Origin of the sequence: Aquabacterium sp. (assembly GCF_014378415.1) — a bacterium.
Classification (GTDB): domain Bacteria; phylum Pseudomonadota; class Gammaproteobacteria; order Burkholderiales; family Burkholderiaceae_C; genus Aquabacterium.
This window is the reverse complement of record NZ_JACMNS010000048.1, coordinates 1-20411: the sequence shown is the minus strand read 5'-3', so window position 1 is coordinate 20411 and position 20411 is coordinate 1. Positions and strand designations below refer to the sequence as shown.

Below are 20411 nucleotides of genomic sequence, written 5' to 3'. Positions count from 1 at the left end.
GAACAGGGGCACGCTTTCCAACTGCTCCATCGTGATCAGGCCCGAGCGCACGCCATCGTCGATGTCGTGGGCGTTGTAGGCGATCTCGTCGGCCAGGTTGCACAGCTGCGCTTCCAGGCTGGGCTGCGTGCCTTGCAGAAAGCGGTGGCCCACGCCATTGGGCTCGCGCGCTTCCATCAGCTCGGCGTTCTTGCGCGAGCAATGCTTGAGCACGCCTTCGCGCGTTTCAAAGCTCAGGTTCAGGCCGTTGAAGGCTGGGTAACGCTCTTCCAGTTCATCGATCACGCGTAGCGATTGCAGGTTGTGCTCAAAGCCCCCATAGGTGCTCATGCATTCGTTGAGCGTGTCCTGCCCGGCGTGGCCAAAGGGCGTGTGGCCCAAGTCGTGCGCCATTGCAATCGCCTCGACCAGATCCTCGTTCAGGCCCAGCGCCCGCGCGATGGAACGGCCCAGTTGCGCCACCTCCAGCGAATGCGTCAAGCGCGTGCGGAACAGATCGCCTTCGTGGTTCAGAAACACCTGCGTTTTGTAGACCAGGCGCCTGAACGCGGTGCTGTGCACGATGCGGTCGCGGTCGCGCTGGAAATCATTGCGCGTGGGCGCGGGCGGCTCGGCGTGCAAGCGCCCTCGGGTGCGCGCGGGGTCGCTGGCGTAAGGTGCAAGCCACATTGCAGCGTCAGGCGGTGTGCGCGGCAATGACTTCGCGCACGATGGCCTCGGGTGCCGGCCGCATGCTGGCCTTGCCCAACTGGTCGATGACCACGAAGCGGATCTCACCGCCCTCGGCTTTTTTGTCCACGCTCATCAGCTCCAGGTAGCGCTCAAAGCCCAGTGCGGGTCCGACGACTGGCAGGCCCGTGCGTTCGATCAGGTCCTTGATGCGCAGTGAGGTGGCATGGTCGATCAAACCCAGGCGGCTGGACAAGTCCGCCGCCATCACCATGCCGCACCCCACGGCCTCGCCGTGCAGCCATGCGCCATAGCCCATGCCTGTCTCGATGGCATGGCCAAAGGTGTGGCCAAAGTTGAGGATAGCGCGCAGGCCGGCTTCCTTCTCGTCCTGGCCCACCACCCAGGCCTTGATCTCGCAGGATCGGCGGATGGCGTGGCGCAGGGCGGCGCGGTCGCGCGCCAGCAGGGCGTCCAGGTTGGCTTCCAGCCAAGTTAAAAATTCGGCATCGGCGATCGGGCCGTATTTGATGACTTCGGCCAGGCCAGCCAGCAGTTCGCTTTGCGCCAGGGTGTCGAGCGTCTCGATGTCGCAGATCACGCGTTGGGGCTGGTAAAACGCCCCGATCATGTTCTTGCCGACCGGGTGGTTGATGGCGGTTTTGCCACCCACGCTGGAATCGACCTGCGCCAGCAAAGTGGTGGGCACCTGCACGAAAGGCACGCCGCGCATGTAGCAAGCGGCCGCAAAACCCGTCATGTCGCCCACCACGCCGCCACCCAGGGCGTACAGCACCGTTTTGCGGTCGCAGGCTTGTTCAAGCAGGGTGGTGAAAACCTGGTTCAGCGAGGGCCAGTCCTTGAACGCCTCGCCATCGGGCAACTCGACCGACAGCACGCGCTTGTGGTGCCCCTGCAGCGCCTGGGTCAGCTTGGCCGTGTACAGCGGCCCCACGGTGGTGTTGGTGACGATCAGGGCCGTGGCCGACTTGGGCAAACCAGCGTAGGTGGCGGGCTGGCCGATCAGGCCTTCGCCGATAAGGATGTCGTAGCTGCGGTCACCCAGGTTGATGGCGACCGTGACGGTGGAAGGCGAGCGGGAGGAGGTCGATGCCATGAGCGCTTGAGGGTCCCAAACAAGGGCCCCAAGCCCGCCCAGCGGTCCCGGCCGCGACGCAGGGGGCATCAATCAAAAGAAAAAAGGTGACGAGCCTTACCCCGGCACTGGAGGCAAACGGTTAGGGCTGCTTCGTTCCCAATCTGACCCGGTTGGCCGCGCCCCCATGCGGGGAGGCCCGTCGATGCGGATTATAAACGATGCCGCCGATGCCTTGATTTTTGGTGCCAATGATATCATTGAGTAAATTTACTCACAATCATCATTGTGTACCACCGCCCCATTTTTGAGCTTGTCAGGCAGCGGCTTCTTGAGCTGCCCAAGCGGATCCAGATCCTGGCCGGTCCTCGCCAGATTGGCAAGACCACGCTGGTGCGTCAGTTATTGGCACAAAGGCCCGCTCAATCGGCCATGTACCTGTCTGCGGACGAGCCTGTTCAAGACGTGGCCGATTGGTCGCATCCGGCTTCCGGCTCTGTAGCCTGGGGCGGCAATCGCTTGCCTGATCGGGCTTGGCTGGTGGAGAAGTGGCAGCAAGCTGCGGTATCCGCTCAGGCTTGGCAGCGTTCAGAAAAAATGCTTGCCAGCCAGGTGCCTTTCGTTCTGGTGATCGACGAGATCCAGAAAATCTCCCAATGGTCGGAGGTGATCAAAGGTTTGTGGGATCGTGGTGTCGCCGATGAACTGCCCATGCATGTGGTCTTGCTGGGCTCTTCACCTTTGCTGATGCACAAGGGCATCACCGAGAGTCTGGCGGGCCGGTTTGAGGTGTTGCGGATGGCGCATTGGTCTTTTGAGGAGATGAATGCCGCGTTTGGGTTCAGCCTGGACCAGTACATCTACTTTGGAGGCTTTCCTGGCAGTGCGCCGTACGTCGTTGATGAATCGCGCTGGCGTGCCTATGTGGCGCTTGGGTTGATTCAACCCAACATCGAGCGCGACATTCTGCAGATGACCCGCATCGACAAGCCTGCGCTGCTCAAGCAGTTGTTTGAGTTGGGCTGCAACTACTCTGGGCAAATTGTGTCGCTCGACAAGATGCTGGGTCAGCTCAGCGATGCCGGCAACGTGACAACCCTCGCGCGCTACCTGGAGTTGCTGGGTGAAGCTGGGCTGCTAACCGGGCTGCAAAAGCATTCGGACAAGGCTTTGCGCCGCCGCAACTCGCCTCCCAAGTTTCAGACGCTGAACAATGCCCTGACCAGCGCGCAGGGCAGTCACAGCTTCGACGAGGCCCGTGCCGACCGAAGCCACTGGGGCCATTTGGTTGAAAGCGCCATTGGCGCGCATTTGTGCAATACCGCGGCCAGTGACACCCGCATTCACTACTGGCGTGAGGCATCGCTTGAAGTGGATTTCGTCATCGAGCACCGTGGACGGCTGGCGGCCATAGAAGTCAAGGGTGGAAAGTTGGCCGGCGCACGGCGTGGACTGGATGAATTTGTCCGTCGTCATCCCGGATGTCAGATCTGGGTGGTCGGCAGCGATGCCTTGCCTGTCGGTGAGTTCCTTCGGCATTCACCAGAGCATTGGCTGGACTAGGGCCCTGTATGGTTGAAGCCTCCCGTTACTTCATCCCACGCCGGGCAACTTTGCAGAACGACCGCGATGGTTCTTCTGAAACCAGGCTGCTTGCGGATTGGGCGCACTTGGATGCCTACGTCTTGTTGGCCGAGCCAGGGGCAGGGAAGTCTTGGGCGTTCGAGCAGGAGGCCTTGCTTGATGCGTTTGGCTCGAAGCTATTGAAGGCGCGTGATTTCGTGACCTTGAGCCCACGTCCGGACTGGCATGGCAAGACCCTGTTCATTGACGGCTTGGATGAAATGCGCGTCAGCGCTGGCCAGCAAGATGGCTTCGACGGCGTCAGGCGCCGTCTTGATGGGTTGGGTCAACCTCGGTTTCGTCTTTCCTGCCGGGAGGCGGACTGGCTGGGTGCGATTGATGCCCAGGCTTTGTGTGCCGTGGCACCTGGCGGCGAGGTCGCCGTCTTGCGCCTGGAACCACTGCAACGTGCTGACATTGAGGATTTGCTGCGCCATGGGCCCGACCCGGTGCCAGGTGTAGATGAGTTCATGCGTCGAGCGGATCAGCAGCAGGCATTGCCGCTGTTGAGCAATCCTTTGATGCTGAGGCTGATGGTGAACGCGCTGAGGGTGCGCGATGACCAATGGCCCGAGGGGCGCCGCGACACCTATCAACTGGCCTGTGAGCACCTGGCGACCGAAGTGAATGACTTTCACCGCAAAGCCTCGCGCAACAAGCCGGTCAATGTGGATGTGCTGCTTGACGATGCGGGACTGCTGTGTGCAGTGTTGCTCTTGGCCAATGGCGATGCTTTCACTGATAACCCATTGAGCCCGGCTGGCAACAATATGCGGGTAGATCGACTGCCCATGGCGCTGGGGGTGCGGGATGCCGCTGCCGTGTTTGCCAGCCAGATTTTTGTGACCGAAGGGGATGAGCGCTATCCCCGCCATCGCACCATTGCGGAATACCTGGCTGCCCGGTCGATCGCCAAGCGTGTGATGGACAAAAATCTGTCCATCAACCGCGTGTTGTCCTTGATGAGTTTGGATGGTGGCATTGTGGAGCCCTTGCGTGGTCTCAATGCGTGGCTGGCCGTGCACTGCCGTGACCATCCGCGTCGATCACTGGGAGACCTGGACCCACTTGGGGTGGTTCTGTACGGAGATGTGCGTTCATTCAATGCGCTGGAGAAGAGCCAGGTCCTGGACAGTTTGCACCGCGAGGCCCTGCGCTTCCGCTGGTTTCGTGGAAGTCATTGGGATTCGCATCCATTCGGGGCGTTGGGTACCCAAGACATGGCCCCAGCTTTCCTGGCCTTGCTGTCCAGCTCCAGTCGTGATCCTGCCCACCAGTCCTTGTTGGATTGCGTTTTGGATGCAGTGAAGCATGGCGAAGACATGCCTGATCTTGTCAATGCGCTCATCAGCATGGTTCGGGATTCGAGCTACCGGGCCGATGTCCGAAGTGCGGCCCTGGATGCATGGTGGCGTCAATCAAAGGGCGATGGCCCCAAAGCTGTGGGACTGCTGGATGAGATACGTGCAGGTGCCATTGATGATCCTGCTGCTGAGCTGTGTGGTCAATTGCTGGCTTGGCTTTATCCGACTCATCTGAGTGCGGTTGACGCATTGCGGCATCTGCGCCAAATCAGTGGCCATGGGTACATCTATCGAACATTTTGGACCAACGAATTCATCGACAAGATTCCAGCCGATGAATTGCCCATGGTGGTCGATGCTTTGGCAGCCCAGGTCTCTACTTGGGAGTCTGTTCGAAGTGAGTATGAACACCATGGATTCATCGGTGAATTGATTTGGCGCGGGCTGAATTATTCCGGTGCAAGTGAAACCACCCAACGACTTTACCAATGGCTGAGCGCGGGCTTGGACGAGTATGAATCCAGCTACCTTGCTCAGCACGAGAGTACGAAAATCGGTGATTGGCTGAGCGAGCATCCTGATGTGCAGAAGCGTTTGTACCTTCACGCCGTGTCCACCATGCCCGCAGACCCAAGCCAGGTGCGGCTTCACATTCACAACGCTACAGCGCGCTTCTATGGCGCGGCCAGGCCAAGTGATTGGCCAAAATGGTTGTTGATCCAGGCGGCCACGACCGACAACGCAGTGTTTGCCCAGGATTGCCTGGTTCAGGCAGCTTTGGAGTCGATCAATCCTGCAAGCCCGTATGACATCTCCATGGAGGACGTTGAAGGCTGGCTTGAAAAGCATCGCCACCAATGGTCCATGCCTGCTGATGACCGCCTCTACGACCCTTGGTTGAGTAACATCTGGTGGCTTCCCTTGGACCACTGGCAGGGCACTCAGTTACAGCGCAAACGCGAGCGAGATGCCGCCAAAATCATGGCGCAGCAAAAGCGGCATGCCGAGTTATGCGCGCACCAAGATGCCATCAAGTCAGGCACTGCACCAGCAGGGTTGATGCATCAGATCACTCTGGCCTATGAGAAGCGGTTCTCCGACATCGAGGGTGTTACGCCCGAGGCCCGAGTGCAGAATTTTTTGGGTGGCAGCAGAGAAGATGCCTTGGCGGCCATTGAGGGGATCAAGCTCGTGTTGTCGCGAGACGACTTGCCATCGGTTGAGGAAATTCTCAACCTGGACCTGAAGCAGCAGCATCACTGGATCCGGCCAGTGTGCTTGCTCGCTGCTGAACTGATCACGCTAGAGCAACCCAGGGCGGCCGTGCGGTGGAGCGATGCGCTCTCACTTAAGATGATCGCCTTTTACCTGACCGACCGTAGTCGTGAAGTTCATGCTTGGCACCGTCTTCTGGTCGAAGAGCGTCCTGAGCTTGTGGCGCAGGTCATGGGGCCGTATGTTCAGGGGCGAATCCTGAAGTGCGCTGATTCGCCCATTGGTGGGTTGTGGGCGTTGGCTCAAGAGGGTGGCCATCGAGAAGTGGCTCGCCAAATACTGCCCACTTTGCTGCGCCGCTTTCCGGCGCGCGCAACGCGAGACCAATTGCGCGAACTCACGAGCGGCCTGCTGCTGGCAGCGGAGAAGCATCTGGAGCCCGAAGTATTCAAGGGCATCGTGACCGATCGATTGACACTCAAGAGTCTGGATGCCGGCCAGCGCATCACGTGGATGGTTGTCGCATCGCACATCGATTCGACCGTGGATTCAGGCGCATTGCTGGCGTTCATTGGGCGCAGTCAGGCCCGCGCTGCTCATTTGGTGCATGCGCTTCAGTACCAGTCCAGGCGAAACCCACATTGGGCGAGTTTGCCCGTTGAAGTGACTGCTCGTTTGGTTGAATTACTGGCGCCGCACGCCGCACCAGAGTTTCGCGAAGGCGGTGGCGTGGTGACGGATTCAGAGCGCCGTCGTGATGTGGTGCAACCCTTGATCCGGCAATTGGCGGCATTGCCTGATGCGCTGGCGGGCCAAGCTTTACAGCGACTTCGCTCGAATCCGGCGCTCAAGCATTGGTTCGTTGAATTGGATGCCAGCTTGTATGAGCATGCGCGAGTGGCGCGTGCCGCCCATTTTTCTCATGCCAGTGACCAGGATGTTGCGCTGACCTTGGCCAACCAAGCCCCTGCCAATGCTTTGGATTTGGTGGCGCTGTTAGTGGACCAGTTGCGCATCATTGAAGGCAAGATTCGTGGCGATGAAACCAATGGATTGAAGCTGTTTCGCCGCGATGATAAGGAGACCCCAAAGATTGAGAACGATTGCCGTGACATCCTGATGGACAAGCTTCGGGAGCCATTGCTCAAACATCAAGTCGATTTGATTTCCGAAGCTCGTGCGGCACAGGATAAGCGGGTGGATTTGCGAGCCGTCGCTTTGGTTCGTGGGCAGCGGGTAGCGGTTCCCATCGAAGTTAAATTTGATCAAGACAAGCGACGAGAATCTGTTTGGTTGGCATGGCGGGATCAACTGGACAGGTTGTATGTCATTGATCCGGCATCCCAGGGCATCGGGCTATATGTGGCAATTTGGTTCGGAGTTAAGCCAAAAGCCAACCCAGAAGGTGTCATGCCCAAGAGTGCGCAAGACATGGAGCGACTATTGATCGAGCGGATTCCTGCAGATGAACGCCACCGCTTGAAGGTGGTGGTTCTGGATTTGTCTTGGCCATGAGGTCACAGCCATCGGCGAACTTCAGCGCAATTGCAACTCATCCGCCCCATAAACCACGTTCAAAGGCTCGATCACCACCTGCTTGGGCCCCTCTTCGACCCGCCCCGCGATGATCGCGTCAACGCCCAGGCTTTTCGAGATGTCGACCACGCGTTGGGCATCGCCCGCCGCCACGTACAGCGCGAAGCCCGCGCCCATGTTCAGGGTGCCGTACGCCTCTTGATCGTCCAGCTGGCATTCGCGCTGCATGAAGGCCAGCACGGGCGTGACGGTGGGCACTTGCGTGATGCGGTAGGTGAGTTGCTTGGGGTGGCGCAGCAGCTTGCGCCAGCCATGGCCCGTCACATTGGCGGCGTAGTGCGGAATGATCCCGGCGGCGGCCAGTGCCTCGGTCACGGGCGAGTACAGCACCGTGGGGGCCAGCAAGGCCTCGCCATAGCTCACGCCGGGCGTGATTTCGGTCAGGTAGCCCTGGGGCAGGCGTTCGGCCAGCTTGCGTGCCAGCGACAGCCCATTGGCGTGGATGCCGCTGGAGGCCAGCAGCACGATCGCATCGCCCGGGCCCATCTTGTCGCCCACCGACAGGCGGGCCTTGGGGCTGATGATGCCCGTGCAGGACGCGGCCAAGTCAACCCGGCCATCGGCCACGATGCCGGCCAGCGCGGGGGTTTCGCCACCGCCCCACGCCACTTGGCAGAGGTCGCAGGCCTTCTTCCAGCCGGCCACCAGGGCATTGGCGCGCACCTTGTCGCCAAACCAGTCCGAGCCGCCCGCAGCCCAGTAGGCCTGCACCACCAAAGGCGTGGCGCCCACGGTGATCAAGTCGTTCACCGCCATGGCGATGGTGTCTTGGGCGATGCCGTCGTAATAACTTTTGCCCGTGAGCTTGGCCATGTCGTCGGCCACCAAAGTCTTGGTGCCCAGGCATTCGACGATGCTGGCCAAGTACATCGGGCCCACGTCGACCACGTAGGCCGACTCGCCGCGCGAGGCGCCCACTTCGCTGAAACCATGGCTGGCCAAGTGCGCGCCGGTCTGGGCTGCGGCGCGTTGCGCGGCCACCTTCAGTGGGTCGATCAGGTCGTAATTGACGCCGGCCTGGTCGTAGGTGAGAGGGGTGGACGGGTTTTCAGCAGTCATGGCGCAGCGGTGAGGAGAGAGGCGAAACGCAGATTATCCGGCACTTGCCTACACTTGGCGCCGTGAACGCACTCATCAACGCCTTGCCCATCTCGGTTCAGTCCGGCTTGCTGCTGGTGACTTCGAACATTTTCATGACCTTTGCCTGGTATGGTCACCTCAAGAATATGGCCTCCAAGCCGTGGATCGTGGCGGCTTTGGTCAGCTGGGGCATCGCGCTGTTCGAGTATTTGCTGCAGGTGCCCGCCAACCGCATTGGCGCCCAGCAATTGAACGTGGGCCAGCTCAAGGTGATGCAGGAAGTGATCAGCCTGAGCGTGTTCGTGCCCTTCGCCATTTTTTACCTGGACCAGCCCTTCAAGCTGGACTACATCTGGGCGGCGTTGTGCTTGGTGGGCGCGGCGTATTTCATGTTTCGAAATTGACGGCGACCCGGCTCACTGGCTGATCTTCAGGGCCTCGTCGACCTGGTATTCGAAGTAGCGCTGCCCCGAGAATGCGATGGTGGCCATCAGTACGGTGGCGCCTATGAGCAGTGCAAGCACCACGCCGATCACGGCTGCCCAGCCGCTGGCTGGGGCGTGCGGGTCGCCCTTCAATGATGGGTTGAAGCGCGCATGCCACTTCTCATCGGCCAACAGCCCGTAATAGATCGCCTGCAGCATCGTGTACGCCACCGTGAAGCCCAGGACGGGGATGAGCATCCAGGCCAGCTTGTCGTCCTGGCCCAGCTGTTCGACACGCTGAATGCCCAGCACGCCCAACAGGGTCGGAATCGGGTGCAACCAGCCCCACATGTCGCCAAATCCGTAGAGGTAAAACCGGTGCAATCCCAGCGGCCCGCCGATCAGTGTGATCCAGGTGGCGAGGGTCTTGGATTTGTAATTTTGGGTGTTGGCGGTGGTGTTGCTCATGGGGCGGCGCCATTGAATGCGCACAAAACGAATTGCTCGGACTATAATCCGCGGTTTTCCAGCATGTGTTTTGCCAGGTGGTTTGCTGCTTGGTGGGGCGCGTATCTAAATATGCTGGAACGATCAGGTGTCGGCCCAAGGCAAAAAGCCCCAAGCCGGCCGACAGGTCGCCGGACCCCGAGTGTCTCCCGGGAATGGTGACCGCCCAATTCATTTGAAGGACACATCATGGTCGTGATTCGACTTGCTCGCGGTGGCTCCAAGAAGCGCCCCTTTTTCAACATCGTTGCCGCTGAAAAGCGCAACCGCCGTGACGGCCGCTTCCTGGAGCGCGTGGGTTTCTACAACCCCGTGGCTTCCGGTCAAGCCGAGGCGCTGCGCGTCGCTTTTGACCGCGTGGAACACTGGGTGAGCCACGGCGCACAAGTGTCGCCCACCGTGGAACGCCTGTTCCGCGAAGCCAAGACCAAGGCCGTTGCGGCTGCTTGAGTCTTGACGCCATGAACGATCGCGTGGCTGTGCCCTCCATGGGGCTGGACGATGAAGTCGCCTGGCCTGAGGACGCGGTGGAAGTCGCGCGCATCGGCGAGGCCTGGGGCATCCAGGGTGGATTCAAAGTCCAGCCTTTTTCGGGTGATCCTCAGGCCCTGTTCTGCACCAAACGCTGGTTCCTGCGCCCTGCTGAAGTTCAGCCGGGTGTGGCAGTGCGTCCTGCTGGTGCGAAGCCTGCGGCACCGGCTGTGGTTCGCCTAGGCGCCCCCCGCACTCTGAAGATCAAGAATGCCCGCGAGCAAGGCGACACCATCGTCGCCACGGCTGATGGCATCACTGATCGCAATGGCGCCGAGGTTCTGCGCGGCGCCCGCGTGTTCGTGTCGCGCTCTGCGTTCCCGACGCCCGATTCCGACGAGTTCTACTGGATCGACCTCCTGGGCCTGACTGTGGTGAACCGCCAAGACGAAGTCTTGGGCACCGTGGCCGACCTGATCGACACCGGCGCGCACAGCGTGTTGCGTTGCGTCGATGAAGCCAACACCGAGCGCCTGATCCCTTTTGTGTCGGCCTACATCGACAGCGTCAGCCTCGCTGACAAGCGCATCGTGGCCGATTGGGGCCTCGACTACTGAACAAGGCGGCACGTTCGTGCGCTTTGACGTCATCACCCTGTTCTCAGAATTGTTCGCGCCCTTCCAGACCGTGGGCGTGACGCGCCGGGCGTTCGAATCCAAATCGGTCGATGTGCGCCTGTGGCCCTTGCGCGATTTTGCGGAAGACACCTACCGTCGCGTGGACGACCGCGCCTATGGCGGTGGCCCCGGCATGGTCATGCTGGTCGAGCCCTTGACCAAGGCTTTGCGCGCCATCCAGGCGGACCAGGCCGCACAAGGCTTGCAAGCGCCCTTGCCCGTGATCCTGTTCAGCCCCGCCGGCCGGCCCCTGACCCAGGCACGCGTGCAATCCTTGGCGCAAAGCCCCGGCGCCGTGCTGCTGTGCGGCCGCTATGAAGGCATCGACCAGCGCTTCATCGATGCCCATGTGGACGAAGAAATCAGCCTGGGCGACTATGTGCTGTCGGGCGGCGAGCTGCCCGCGTTGACCTTGATTGACGCCGTGGCGCGCCTGCAACCTGGTGTATTGAACGACGCGGCCTCGCACCAGCAAGACAGCTTCTCGGACGGTTTGCTGGACTGCCCGCACTACAGTCGCCCTGAACTGTTGACGCTGGAGGGCCTTGAAATGGCCGTGCCGCCGACCCTGATGTCGGGCCACCACGCCCACATCGCCAAATGGCGGCGCGAGCAGCAATTGACCATCACGGCCCGCCGAAGGCCAGAATTGATCGAGATTGCCCGCCAGTCGGGGTCGCTCAGCAAAGAAGACGAGCGCTTTCTCAAAAATTTTCTGCTATAATCGCTGTCTTTTCCCCGATCCTCTATCTGGCCCGCCACGCTGGCGACTGTGCGCAGACACGATCAATTAGGAGTTATCCATGAATCTGATTCAGCAGCTTGAGCAAGAAGAAATTGCTCGCCTGAACAAGACCATCCCCGTGTTCGCCCCTGGCGACACCGTGGTGGTGAACGTGAACGTCGTTGAAGGCACCCGCAAGCGTGTGCAGGCCTATGAAGGCGTCGTGATTGCTCGTCGCAATCGCGGCCTGAACAGCGGCTTCATCGTGCGCAAGATCTCCAGCGGCGAAGGCGTGGAACGCACCTTCCAGCTGTACAGCCCCCTGATCGCTTCGATCGAAGTCAAGCGTCGCGGCGATGTTCGCCGTGCCAAGTTGTACTACCTGCGTCAACGCAGCGGCAAGTCGGCTCGGATCAAAGAGAAGCTGGCTTAATTAGCAGCAACTCCATCAACCGCCTGTTGCTCACGCCCAGGCGGTTTTTTGCATTTCAACCCATCCGTCATGGCCCTGCCGTTTGACCCTCAAGCCACTGAAGTGCTCGGATACGACCAGCATCTGCCGGCCGTCGGTGCATCGAGCCTGACCGCGCACGCCTTGCGCCAGCGTTTCAAGCATCCGCCTGAGTGGACGCCTGATGCAGAGATTGAGCGCTGGTTCAACCCGGCCAGCCCTCGGCCGGCGGCAGTGCTGATTCCCTTGGTGATGCGCCCTGAGCCCACCGTCCTCTTGACCCAGCGAGCCATGCACCTGAAGGCGCATGGCGGCCAGATCAGCTTTCCTGGCGGCCGGCATGAGCCTGCTGACATCACGCCAGTGAACACAGCCCTGCGTGAAGCCCACGAAGAAGTCGGCCTGCACCCTGAACGGGTTGAGGTGCTGGGCAGCTTGCCCACTCACACCACCAACTCGGGCTTCGTGGTGACGCCTGTCGTGGGTTTGCTGCAGCCCTGGGACCTGGATGACGAGCTGCTCAAGCTGGAACGTCAGCCTGGCGAGGTGGACGACATCTTCGAGGTGCCGCTGGAGTTCCTGATGAACCCGGCTCACCACCAACGCCGCATGATCATCGTGGCCGGCGCACCCATTGAGTTCCTGGCCATGCCCTGGTCCTCAACCCTGGCCGAAGAACCGTATTTCATCTGGGGCGCCACCGCCGCGATGTTGCGAAATCTGTACCGATTCCTGGCCGCGTGACGCCTGGCCTGGCTTTTTTACATCGCTGCACGGGCGCACCGCTATGATCACTGCATGAGTTTCTTCGCCGTGCTGTTCGCCTTGTTGATCGAGCAGCTCAAGCCCTTGTCGACCCGCAATCCCATTCACCACAGCCTGACGCGCTGGGTGCTTTGGACTGGGCGCAATTTTGACGCAGGCGCGCCCTCGCATTCCAAGGTGGTGTGGGCGATCACGGTGTTGGGCCCCGCTGTGGCGCTGGGGCTGGTGTATGTCCTGCTCAACCGTTACAGCACGGTGCTGGCGTTGGTGTGGGACGTGGCCGTGCTGTACACCACGCTGGGCTTTCGCCAGTTCAGCCACCATTTCACGGCCATCCGCGATGCCCTGGACAACGGCCGCGAGGACCGCGCGCGTGAGTTGCTGGCCGAGTGGCGCCACGTGGACGCCAGTGAGTTGCCCAGAGCCGAGCTACTGCGCCACGTGATCGAGCATTCACTGTTGGCCGCCCATCGCCATGTGTTTGGCGTGTTTTTCTGGTTCGTGGCCCTGTCCACGCTCGGTTTGGGGCCGATGGGTGCGGTGCTGTACCGCATGGCCGAGTTCACCAGCCGTTATTGGGCCTACAAGAGCCACATCACTGGTGCGCCCACCCATGACGGGCTGATGAACCTGTCGCAAAAGCTGTTCTCTTGGCTGGACCATGTGCCCGCGCGCCTGACGGCCTTTGGCTTCGCGGTGGTTGGCAATTTCGAAGAGGCGGTCGAGGCCTGGCGTCGCCATGCCAGGCTGTGGATCAGTGGCAATGAGGGCACGATCCTCGCCGCCGCATCCGGGGCCGTGGGCGTGCGGCTGGGGGGCAAGGCGCCACCCGCCGCGTCTGAAGCCCTGGACGTGAGCCGCACGCTCAGCAGTGGCGATGACCCTGATGCGACGGCGTCCGCCGGCAGCACGCCGGGGGTTCCGCCCCAGATGGCGCACTTGCGCAGCGTCGTGGCCCTGATCTGGCGTTCGGTGGTGCTGTGGATGCTGTTGTTGGCGCTGCTGTCCCTGGCCAACCTGATTGGCTGACCAGGACGAGGTCACTCACCAGCGGGTCTGGCTGAGTTCGTCGAACAGGGCGGTGTACAGGCTGATGCGCATGGCGCTGATCTCGCCTTTTTGCACCGCAGTTTGAACACCGCAGCCCGGCTCCTGACGGTGCGTGCAGTTGGCGAAGCGGCAGTCGGTGGCGTGTTTGGCGATGTCGGGCATCAGGTGGGCCAATTGCACGGGCGTCACGTGGTGCAGGCCGAACTCCTGAAAGCCCGGTGAGTCGATCACCGCCGCGCGGTTTTCAGCGGCGCTGGTGGCCTCGCCCTCAACCCAGTACCAGGTGGAATGCGTGGTGGTGTGCTTGCCCGAGTTGAGTGCGAGCGAGATCTCACCCACTTCGGCCCGGGCATGCGGGGCCAGGGTGTTGATCAGCGTGCTCTTGCCCGCGCCGGAGGGGCCCAGCACCAGCGTGGCCCGGCCGCGCAACATGGGCAGGATGATCTCTTTGGCGGCTTCGCCCTGGTGCTTGAGCGACAGCTCGATGACCTCGTAGCCCATGGCGCGGTAAGGCAGCAGGCGTTCGCGGGCCACATCGGTGCCGGGCAGGTCGGTCTTGTTCAGCACGACGCAGGGCCTGATGCCGGCCACTTCAGCGGCGATCAGCGCACGCGTGAGTTGCGCCTCGCTGAACACGGGCTCGACCGCGATCCACATCAGCAGCAAATCCAGGTTGGCCGCGAAGGATTTGCTGCGCCATTCGTCCTGGCGGTAGAGCAAGTTGCGGCGCTCTTCGATGTTGACGATGACGCCTTCGTTGGAGCCTTCCTGGGTGAGGTGCCAGTTGACGCGGTCGCCCACGACGACCTCGCTTTTCTTGCCACGTGGGTGGCAGATCAGGCGGCGGCCATCGGCCGTTTCGACAAAGCAATGGCGGCCATGGGTGGACACGACCAGGCCGTTTTCAAGCCCGGTGCCTTCGGGGATGTCGTGGCGTTTGTTGGTGGCCGGGGAACGGGTGGAAATGCGTTGATGGGATCGCATGGGCGCTACAGGCTCAGTGCATCAACGCGGGCAGCGCAGATGAAATCATTCAGGGACAGGCCGGCCACCGAGTGGGTGGACCAGCGGAGGGTGCAGCGGTTGTAGCTGGCGGTCAGGTCAGGGTGGTGGTCTTGTTGGTGAGCGACCCAGGCCACGGCATTCACGAAGGCCATGGTGGCGTGGAAGTCCTTGAAAGCAAAGGTGCGGTGCAGCACACCGCCGGGCACGCTGTCGTCGACGGCCCAGTCGGGCACCTGGGTCAGCATCATCTGGCAACCCCGCTCGGACAAGGGGGCGCCACTGCGGTGTTCGCAGCGTTGCTGGGCCAATGGCAGGGCGGAAGGATTCTGGGTGGTGCTCATGGTCATAAACCCATGGCCGCCATGCGTTCGGACGCGGGCGGGTGCGAGTAGTAAAAGCGAACGTACAGCGGGTCGGGCGTCAGGGTGGACGAGTTGTCTTTGTACAGCTTGATCAGGGCTTGGCGCAGGTCGCTGGCCTGGGCGTGCGCGCAGGCGTAAGCGTCGGCCTGGAACTCGTCGCGGCGCGAGAAGTGCGCGAACATCGGCGCCACAAAAAACATCACCACCGGCACGGCCAGCATGAACAACATCAAGGCCAGGGCATCGTTGGGGGCACCCAGGTTGGGCGTGACGCCCAGGCCCTGGAAGAAGAAAACCTGGCGCGACAACCAGCCCAGCAAGGCAAAGCCCAGCAGGCTCATGGCGAACATGCCGATCATGCGTTTGAAGACGTGCTTATGCTTGAAGTGGCCCAGCTCGTGGGCCAGCACGGCCTCGATCTCGCCGTGGTTCAGGCGGCTGAGCAAGGTGTCGTAGAACACCACCCGCTTGGACGATCCCAGGCCCGTGAAGTAGGCATTGGCATGGGCCGAGCGGCGGCTGCCATCCATCACGAACAGGCCTTTGGCGGCAAAGCCGCAGCGCGTCATCAGGGATTCAACCTTGGCCTTCAGGGTGTCGTCTTCCAGCGGTGAAAACTTGTTGAACAGTGGCGCGATGAAGATCGGGAAGACGATCATCAACAGCAGGCTGAAGCCCACCCACGAACCCCAGGCCCAAAACCACCATTGCGGCCCGGCCGCGCCCATCAGCCACAGGATCAAAGCGGCAATGGGGGTGCCCAGCGCCAGGCCCAGCAGGCCTTCCTTGAGTTGGTCGCCCAGCCACATGCCCAATTTCATGCGGTTGAAGCCATGGCGCTGTTCGATGCGGAAGGTGCTCCAGGCCGCCAGGGGCAGGTCGACCAGGCTGCTGATGAGGCCGAAGCTGAGCAGCAGTGCCAGTTGGTAGACCAACGGGCCGTGGCTGGGCGCCAGGGCATCACGCAAGGCAATGTTCAGGGCATCCAGCCCGCCCAACAGGGTCCAGCCCACCAGCAGGGCAGTGCTGATGGCCGTGCTGACCAGGTCGAAACGCAGTTTGTCGACCGTGTAGTCAGCGGCGCGCTGGTGGTTGTACAGGCCCACGGCCATGTCAAAACCGGCAGGAACTTGGCCACGGTGCTGGACCACGTGCCGAACCTGGCGGTTGGCCAGCCACAATTTGGTGACCACGGACGCCAGCAGGAAAGCGGCAAAAACCAGAGAGAGGGTGCTTGATTGCATGGCTGCAAGTGTACGAGTTGCCCGACAATCTGCACTCGACCACCCATTGTTTACCCCTCATGATCGACACGACGCCTTCCAACGCTGCCCCGACCCTGGCTTCCAGCGACCAGAACCTGATCTGGATCGACCTGGAGATGACCGGGCTCAAGCCTGACACCGACCGGATCATCGAGATCGCCGTGGTGGTGACCGACCCTAACCTGACCGTGCGCATTGAGGGCCCGGTGTTTGCGCTGCACCAGTCGGACGCCATGCTGAACGGCATGGACGCCTGGAACAAGGGCACCCACGGGCGCAGTGGCCTGATTGAGCGGGTCAAGGCGTCGACGGTGGACGAGGAGCAGGCAGTGCAGGCCGTGATCGCGTTTTTAAAGCAGTACGTGCCGGCCAACAAGTCGCCGATGTGCGGTAACTCGATCTGCCAGGATCGGCGGTTTATGGCCAATTACATGCCCAAGCTGGAAGCGTTTTTTCACTACCGCAATCTGGATGTAAGCACGCTCAAAGAGCTGGCCAAGCGTTGGAAGCCAGGGCTGGCCGAGGGCTTTAAGAAGGCTCAGATGCACACCGCGCTGGCCGACATCCACGAGTCGATCGACGAGCTGGCGTATTACCGCGAGCACTTTTTAGTGAAGTGAGCAGCCGAGCGCTTTGCCATGAAAAACGCCCCGGTGAAGGGGCGTTTTGTGGGAGTTCAGAAGTCAGCTGATGGATCAGGCACGACGGCGCTTCATCAGGCTGCCGATGGCCAACAGGCCAGCCAGGGCCAGGGCATAGGACGCGGGTTCCGGCACCACGCTGATGGAGGCCACGTCGGTGGCGCTCAAGGCGGTGTCGTACACGCTGATGCCCCGGAGCACGCCGGGGGTGATTTCGTAGCCGGCGTTGTCATCGGTCAGGATGTAGATGGACTTCAGGGCCGAGCTGAAAACGGTTTCACCGGCGGTGTCCAGGAAGCTGAATTGTTCAACGCCGTTGATGTAGGCACTGAAGCTGCTGGACAGGGCTGAGCGGGTCAGCGTGAGGTTGAAGGCCTGGCCCGGCGTCAGCACGGCGGCAGCGCCGGAGATGTCCGCGTGGGTAGGGCTGCCTGCGTAGGAGTAAGCCAAGTGGCCGTCGTTGGTGTACAGGCCTGCATCGCTGGTCAGGCCGGCGAAGTCAAGCAGCTTGCGGGTGTAATCGGTGCGAGCAATGCTGGCGAAGCTCAGGTTGAGCGTGTATTCGCTGCCGGAACTCAGGACGTCCGAGAGGCTGACGCTGGAAGCGCCCCAGCTGCCGTAGTAAGTGTGCAGGCCATCGACTTGCACATCGGCATCGGTGAAGGTCACGCCCGGATTGGCCGCAGCACTGTAGGGGGTGGTGAACTGAACCGAGTAGTCGGCGGCAGGGGCAGCTTGGGCCGAGGTGGCTGCGACAAGGGCCAGCAAACTGGCGGCGGTGATGCGGTAGAACATGAACAACTCCTGTGTGGCGTTGAAGGCCGCCACTTAACTTCTGAACTGATGTAGATTGTTGCAGTGCAAGACCGCCCATGGGAAAAATTTAACCCCTCGGCTAGGGGGTCACTGAATCAGGCCCATGGCCAGGCTTTGATGTCTATTTTCAAGCAGTTTTCAATGGTTTTTCCGGACACCCGTAGGCCCAATACCAAGCCAGCCTTGTGAAGATCGGTCAAGGCGTGGTCTGCTTGAAGTGCCTTGGCGCCATGCTGTTTTGATAACTTTTCGCCATGCGGGTTCAACACCAGCGGCGAGTGCAAATACGCGGGGGTGGGCAGCCCCAGACATTGCTGCAGCCATTGCTGGCGAGGGGTGTTGTCGGCCAGGTCTTCGCCGCGCACGATGTGGGTGACCCCTTGGTGGGCATCGTCCACCACCACCGCCAACTGGTAGGCCCACAGGCCATCGGCGCGCCGGATCACGAAGTCGCCCACGGTGTCGTCCAGTGCCTGCGTCTGGGCGCCCAGGCGGCGGTCGTTCCAATCCCATCGGGCCGCTGCGCCGTGGGGCACCCGCAAGCGCCAGGCGCGTGGCGCACGTCCACGCAGTCCACCATTTTCAGGGCGGCAGGTGCCCGGGTAGATCAGCTCGCCATGCCGGGGTTTGAGCAGGCCCCGAGCGGCGTTGGCTTGCGCGATGTCGGCGCGCGTGCAGGCGCAGGGGTAAGCCAGGTTGCTCGTCACCAGGGCGTCCAGCGCAGCCTGGTACAGGGGGCCGCGCTGGCTTTGGCAGGCCGGCGGCTCGTCTGGCATCAGGCCCAAGGCCGCCAGTTGCGCGAGGATGACTTGATCAGCGCCGGGCACGCAGCGGGGTGTGTCCACATCTTCAATGCGCACCAACCAGCGACCGCCGTGCGCGCGCGCGTCCAGCCAACTGGCCAGCGCGGCGACCAGTGAGCCTGCGTGTAAAGGGCCCGTGGGCGATGGCGCAAAGCGACCGATGTAAACGCTCGGCGCGGCGGCGGTCACAGCAGCATGTCTCCATGCAGGGATAGCAGGGCGGTGCGGGTGGCGGGCCGACTCAGTTGTTGGATCCACCAGTCCAGGGCGTGGCCAGGTCGGGTCGATTGCTGGCGCCAGGCGTAGTAGGTGTGGTTCAGGCGTTTGGGCTGGTCCACGGCTTTGAGGATCAGCCGGCCTGCCTGGATGTGGGGCCGCACGATGGGCTCGGGCAGGAAGCCGCAGCCCAGGCCGCGCATCAGGGCCTGTAGCTTGCCCGACATGGAGGGCAAGGTCACCACATCCTGTCCGGGCTGGATGCCCACGGTGAGGGGTTGCAAGTCACGGGCGGTGTCGGCCACGGCGATGATGCGGTGCAGGGCCAGGGTGCTGGCGGGCAAGGGTTCGGCTTCATTCGCCAGGGGGTGGTGTGGGGCCACCGTGAGCACAAACTCCAGCTCGCCCAGAGGCTCAAAACGGATGCTGGACGACGACTGCCGATCGCCGGGCACGCCGATGGCCAGGTCGGCCTGGCCCGACACCAGCGCTTCCCAGGTGCCGTTGAGCACCTCGCTGCGCAGCTTCAGCCGGGTGGGCGGATTGAGGGCGTAGAAGGCCTCGATCAGGTCGAAGACCGCACTCGGTGCGACGGCGTCGTCGATGGCGATGGTCAGCTGGGTTTCCCAGCCGGAGGCCACGCGCTGCACGCGGTTGGCCACGGCGTCCATCTGTTTGAGCAGCAGGCGGCCCTCGTGCAGCAGTTCTTCGCCCGCAGCGGTGAGCTTGGCCTGGCGTGAGCGGCGGTCGAACAACAGCACGTCCAGCGCTTCTTCCAGCTGGCGCACGCTGTAGGTCAGGGCCGAGGGCACCTTGCCCAGCTCGCGCGCTGCCGCCGCGAAGCTGCCGGTGCGGTCGATGGTGTCCATCATCAGCAGGGCGTCGGGGGTGAGAGCGTGGCGGCGTTCGGACATTGAAAATGCCATTCAAATAAATCGAATGATGCCATCAGATCGGGGTGGATGGTTGGCGGCGGCTTGGGCTCTACATTGGGGTCTTTATCATTGAGATGCTTTGAAAGGAGCCCACCATGAAGACACTTCGCAAATCCAAAGATCGTGGCCAGGCCGACCATGGTTGGCTGCAAAGCGCTCACAGCTTTTCTTTCGCTGGTTACCACGATCCGGCCCACATGGGCTTTGGTCCGCTGCGCGTGATCAACGATGACGTGATCGCCGCAGGGCGTGGCTTTGGCCAGCATGGCCACCGCGACATGGAGATCGTGACCTATGTGCTGGAAGGCGTGCTGCGCCACCAGGACAACCTGGGCAATGGCGAGAACATCTTGCCGGGCGATGTGCAGCGCATGAGCGCAGGCACGGGGATCCTGCACAGCGAGTTCAACCAGAGCGCCGATCGCACGCACCTGTTGCAGATCTGGATCCTGCCGTCCAAGGATGGCATCAAGCCGGGCTACGAGCAGAAGAACTTCTCAGCCGAGGACAAGCGCGGTCGCCTGCGTTTGGTGGCATCACCTGATGGCCGCGAAGGCTCGGTGACGATCCACGCGGATGCCACCTTGTCGGTGGGTTTGTTCGATGGCGACGAGCAGGCCGTGCTGGTGTTGGACTCGTCGCGCAAGGCCTATGTGCATGTGGCACGCGGCCAGGTGGTGGTGAATGGTGAAACGCTGGAAGCCGGCGATGCCTT

The 20411-nt window shown here is 61.8% G+C and carries 21 protein-coding genes and 1 other RNA gene; 11 read left to right on the top strand and 11 right to left on the bottom strand.

Annotated features, from left to right (window positions below):
• The 3 genes from H7225_RS05050 to ffs form a co-directional block, all read right to left on the bottom strand.
• Positions 1 to 669 (bottom strand): deoxyguanosinetriphosphate triphosphohydrolase (locus H7225_RS05050; protein WP_290659695.1); only part of this gene is annotated, 669 nt, incomplete at its 3' end.
• Between the two features lie 7 nt (positions 670 to 676).
• Positions 677 to 1786, bottom strand: a complete 1110-nt coding sequence (aroB, locus tag H7225_RS05045) for a 3-dehydroquinate synthase (RefSeq protein WP_290659694.1) — start codon at positions 1784 to 1786, stop codon at positions 677 to 679.
• Between the two features lie 85 nt (positions 1787 to 1871).
• Positions 1872 to 1969, bottom strand: an RNA gene (gene ffs / locus H7225_RS05040) — signal recognition particle sRNA small type.
• Positions 1970 to 2053: 84 nt separating this feature from the next.
• Here ffs and H7225_RS05035 point away from each other — a divergent pair.
• Together H7225_RS05035 and H7225_RS05030 are read left to right on the top strand one after the other, a co-directional pair.
• Entirely contained in the window at positions 2054 to 3328 is a 1275-nt protein-coding gene (locus H7225_RS05035) for an ATP-binding protein (protein ID WP_290659693.1), read from the top strand.
• A gap of 8 nt (positions 3329 to 3336) precedes the next feature.
• Positions 3337 to 7422 (top strand): hypothetical protein, encoded by a 4086-nt coding sequence (locus tag H7225_RS05030; protein WP_290659692.1) that lies wholly within the window; start codon positions 3337 to 3339, stop codon positions 7420 to 7422.
• A 21-nt stretch (positions 7423 to 7443) separates the two neighbouring features.
• On the opposite strand, the gene H7225_RS05025 is transcribed toward H7225_RS05030, so the two are convergent.
• Positions 7444 to 8562, bottom strand: a complete 1119-nt coding sequence (locus H7225_RS05025; RefSeq protein WP_290659691.1) for an AIR synthase-related protein — start codon at positions 8560 to 8562, stop codon at positions 7444 to 7446.
• Positions 8563 to 8624: 62 nt separating this feature from the next.
• Between H7225_RS05025 and H7225_RS05020 the strand changes: the two genes are divergently transcribed.
• On the top strand, positions 8625 to 8987 hold the full coding sequence (locus H7225_RS05020; RefSeq protein WP_290659690.1) for a DMT family protein: 363 nt from the start codon (positions 8625 to 8627) through the stop codon (positions 8985 to 8987).
• 12 nt (positions 8988 to 8999) lie between these two features.
• On the opposite strand, the gene H7225_RS05015 is transcribed toward H7225_RS05020, so the two are convergent.
• Positions 9000 to 9476 (bottom strand): hypothetical protein, encoded by a 477-nt coding sequence (locus H7225_RS05015; protein ID WP_290659689.1) that lies wholly within the window; start codon positions 9474 to 9476, stop codon positions 9000 to 9002.
• Between the two features lie 228 nt (positions 9477 to 9704).
• Between H7225_RS05015 and rpsP the strand changes: the two genes are divergently transcribed.
• From rpsP to H7225_RS04985, 6 genes are all read left to right on the top strand, one after another.
• Positions 9705 to 9965 carry a 30S ribosomal protein S16 gene (gene rpsP, locus H7225_RS05010; RefSeq protein ID WP_290659688.1) on the top strand — a complete coding sequence of 87 codons (261 nt, stop codon included), beginning with the start codon at positions 9705 to 9707 and terminating at the stop codon, positions 9963 to 9965.
• 11 nt (positions 9966 to 9976) lie between these two features.
• Entirely contained in the window at positions 9977 to 10603 is a 627-nt protein-coding gene (gene rimM / locus H7225_RS05005) for a ribosome maturation factor RimM (RefSeq protein WP_290659687.1), read from the top strand.
• Between the two features lie 16 nt (positions 10604 to 10619).
• The gene (trmD, locus tag H7225_RS05000; protein WP_290659686.1) at positions 10620 to 11387 is read left to right on the top strand and encodes a tRNA (guanosine(37)-N1)-methyltransferase TrmD; all 768 of its coding nucleotides are present in this window, start codon (positions 10620 to 10622) and stop codon (positions 11385 to 11387) included.
• 79 nt (positions 11388 to 11466) lie between these two features.
• On the top strand, positions 11467 to 11820 hold the full coding sequence (gene rplS, locus H7225_RS04995; RefSeq protein WP_290659685.1) for a 50S ribosomal protein L19: 354 nt from the start codon (positions 11467 to 11469) through the stop codon (positions 11818 to 11820).
• A 69-nt stretch (positions 11821 to 11889) separates the two neighbouring features.
• Positions 11890 to 12582 carry a CoA pyrophosphatase gene (locus H7225_RS04990; protein WP_290659684.1) on the top strand — a complete coding sequence of 231 codons (693 nt, stop codon included), beginning with the start codon at positions 11890 to 11892 and terminating at the stop codon, positions 12580 to 12582.
• Between the two features lie 54 nt (positions 12583 to 12636).
• Positions 12637 to 13632: a CobD/CbiB family protein gene (locus tag H7225_RS04985; RefSeq protein WP_290659683.1), complete on the top strand. Its 996-nt coding sequence runs from the start codon at positions 12637 to 12639 to the stop codon at positions 13630 to 13632.
• A gap of 15 nt (positions 13633 to 13647) precedes the next feature.
• On the opposite strand, the gene rsgA is transcribed toward H7225_RS04985, so the two are convergent.
• The 3 genes from rsgA to H7225_RS04970 are packed head-to-tail and all read right to left on the bottom strand — an operon-like array spanning position 13648 to position 16264.
• Positions 13648 to 14637, bottom strand: coding sequence for a ribosome small subunit-dependent GTPase A (gene rsgA, locus H7225_RS04980; RefSeq protein ID WP_290659682.1), 990 nt, complete (start codon positions 14635 to 14637; stop codon positions 13648 to 13650).
• A gap of 5 nt (positions 14638 to 14642) precedes the next feature.
• Positions 14643 to 14999, bottom strand: coding sequence for a 4a-hydroxytetrahydrobiopterin dehydratase (locus tag H7225_RS04975; protein ID WP_290659681.1), 357 nt, complete (start codon positions 14997 to 14999; stop codon positions 14643 to 14645).
• Positions 15000 to 15001: 2 nt separating this feature from the next.
• Entirely contained in the window at positions 15002 to 16264 is a 1263-nt protein-coding gene (locus H7225_RS04970) for a M48 family metallopeptidase (RefSeq protein WP_290659680.1), read from the bottom strand.
• 59 nt (positions 16265 to 16323) lie between these two features.
• Here H7225_RS04970 and orn point away from each other — a divergent pair, with 59 nt between their 5' ends.
• Entirely contained in the window at positions 16324 to 16905 is a 582-nt protein-coding gene (gene orn / locus H7225_RS04965; RefSeq protein ID WP_290659679.1) for an oligoribonuclease, read from the top strand.
• 75 nt (positions 16906 to 16980) lie between these two features.
• Here the strand turns inward: orn and H7225_RS04960 are convergent, their stop codons facing one another.
• From H7225_RS04960 to H7225_RS04950, 3 genes are all read right to left on the bottom strand, one after another.
• Complete coding sequence (locus tag H7225_RS04960; protein ID WP_290659678.1) at positions 16981 to 17721, bottom strand: LamG-like jellyroll fold domain-containing protein; 741 nt, start codon at positions 17719 to 17721, stop codon at positions 16981 to 16983.
• Between the two features lie 116 nt (positions 17722 to 17837).
• The gene (gene gluQRS, locus H7225_RS04955; protein ID WP_290659677.1) at positions 17838 to 18734 is read right to left on the bottom strand and encodes a tRNA glutamyl-Q(34) synthetase GluQRS; all 897 of its coding nucleotides are present in this window, start codon (positions 18732 to 18734) and stop codon (positions 17838 to 17840) included.
• Entirely contained in the window at positions 18731 to 19675 is a 945-nt protein-coding gene (locus H7225_RS04950) for a LysR substrate-binding domain-containing protein (protein ID WP_290659676.1), read from the bottom strand. Before H7225_RS04950 ends, gluQRS begins: the two co-directional genes overlap by 4 nt.
• 116 nt (positions 19676 to 19791) lie before the next feature.
• Here H7225_RS04950 and H7225_RS04945 point away from each other — a divergent pair.
• Positions 19792 to 20411, top strand: a 620-nt coding sequence (locus H7225_RS04945; RefSeq protein WP_290659675.1) for a pirin family protein, incomplete at its 3' end; no start/stop codon positions are given.